General features: G+C 72.5%; 1 protein-coding gene and 1 pseudogene. One reads left to right on the top strand and one right to left on the bottom strand.

The genetic code is table 11. The annotated features are described in order from the left end of the window. Positions 1–305, bottom strand: a pseudogene (locus G6018_RS09920) (TVP38/TMEM64 family protein); the annotation flags it as partial. Positions 306–439: 134 nt separating this feature from the next. On the opposite strand from G6018_RS09920, the gene G6018_RS09915 reads away from it, so the two are divergent. Continuing rightward, the coding region (locus tag G6018_RS09915) for a methylmalonyl-CoA mutase family protein (protein ID WP_182639506.1) at positions 440–1,885 on the top strand (1,446 nt) is incomplete at its 3' end.

Genomic DNA, 1,885 nt, shown 5'->3' with positions numbered 1-1,885 from the left:
GTGCGGCGGTGGCCCAGACGGCGGACGCCGACGAACGCGAGGGTGGCCGCTATCCCGGAGGCCACCAGTGACCACGGGATCGCCACCGCGGGAGCGAAGAGCACAGCGGCCGAATAGGTGAAGGTCGACCGGGGGACCGGCGCCACGGTGACGATCGCGTAAGCGGAGAAGAACGCGACCGGGAACCACGGGCCCAGCTCATCCGCCCAATCGCGCAGCTGCTCCAGTCCCGGGGTCGGGACGACGGTGGCCAGCACCACCAGGGCCAGGACGACCGCCACCCACCAGATCACCCGTCCGCGCACGGGTCGACTGTAGTCGCCGGGATCGCGGAGCCCACCCCTGGTGACCCCGCACACATGGTCACGTCTCGACAGCGGGAGGGGCTGCATTAGAGTCCGTGGTGACCCCCTTCACTCCACAAGAGAACGAGGTACCGGTGTCCAGTCCGACCACAGGTCCCGACCTTCACTCCTGGTACGCCTCTGTGGGAGCCGTCCTCGCGAAGGCCGCCCGCAAGGATCCCGCCGAGATGCCCGAGGACGCCTGGCGCGCCCTCGTGGCCACCACCCGCGACGGGATCGAGGTGAACCCCCTCTACACGCGCGCCGACGAGACGCCCGAGCGCCCGGCTCCGGGGTCGTTCCCGTTCGTGCGGGGAGGGGACCGGTCGGGGCTCCCGGAGAACGGCTGGCACGTCAGCGCCAGGGTCGAGGCCAAGGGCGACCCGAGCGAGGTCAACACCTCGGTCCTGGACCTTCTCGGCCAGGGCGCGTCCGCGCTGTGGTTGCGGGTGCCGGCCGCCGACGTGGCCGCCGTCCTCAAGGACGTCTACCTGGACCTCGCGCCGGTGACCTTCGACGCCGGATCGGACCTCGTCGAGGTCACCGACGCGTTCCTGGAGCTGCTCGACCAGCGCAGGTCGGCAGGAGACGGGGTGACCGACCGGTCCGCGGTGATCGCCGACCTCGGCGCGACACCGGTCACCTCCGCGTACGCCGCGGGCGCGTCGTCGGAATCGGTCGACCTCGACGCGGCGGTCGGCCTCGCCGTCCGCGTGGCCGAGCGCGAGGAGACCGTCCGGACCTTCGTCGCCGACGGCACGGTATTCCACGCAGACGGCGCCGGGGACGCGCAGGAGCTCGCCTACGCCGTGGCCGCGGGCCTGGAGTACGTCCGGGCGCTGGTGTCGGCGGGGCTCGCCGTCGAGGTCGCCCTGCGCCAGATCACGTTCCGGTTGTCCGCCACGGACGACCAGTTCGTCTCGATCGCCAAGTTCCGTGCCGGGCGCCTGATGTGGGCCCGCGTCGCCGAACTCCTGGGCGCACCCGACGCGGGGAATGCGCCGCAGCACGCCGTCACCTCCTCGGCCATGATGGCGCGACGCGACCCGTGGGTGAACATGCTGCGCACCACTCTCGCCTCGTTCGGGGCCGGGGTCGGCGGTGCCACCTCCGTCACCGTCCTGCCGTTCGACGCCTCCCTGCCCGGGGGCCTGGAGAGCGCCTCACCGGCCTTCGCCGAGCGCATCGCGCGCAACACCCAACTGTTGCTGCTCGAGGAGTCCCACCTGGGGCATGTGGTCGATCCCGCCGGAGGATCCTGGTACGTCGAGTCGCTCACCGACTCGCTCGCCGAGGCCGCCTGGTCCGCGTTCCAGACCGTCGAGGCCGAGGGAGGACTCGCCGCCGCCATCGCCTCGGGGAGCGTCGCCGCCGCGATCGCCCGGGTCCGCGAGGCCCGCGATGCCGACATCGCCCACCGCACAGCGCCGATCACCGGTGTCTCCGAGTTCCCGAACCTCGCCGAGCCACCGCTCGACCCGGCTCGGCGCGGCGGGGAGGACTACCGGTACGGGCGCGACTTCGAGGCCCTGCGGGACCGT

It is taken from the genome of Dietzia sp. DQ11-44, assembly GCF_014145205.1.
GTDB classification, from domain to species: Bacteria; Actinomycetota; Actinomycetes; order Mycobacteriales; family Mycobacteriaceae; genus Dietzia; species Dietzia natronolimnaea.
This window is presented reverse-complemented; position numbering and strand designations above follow the sequence as displayed.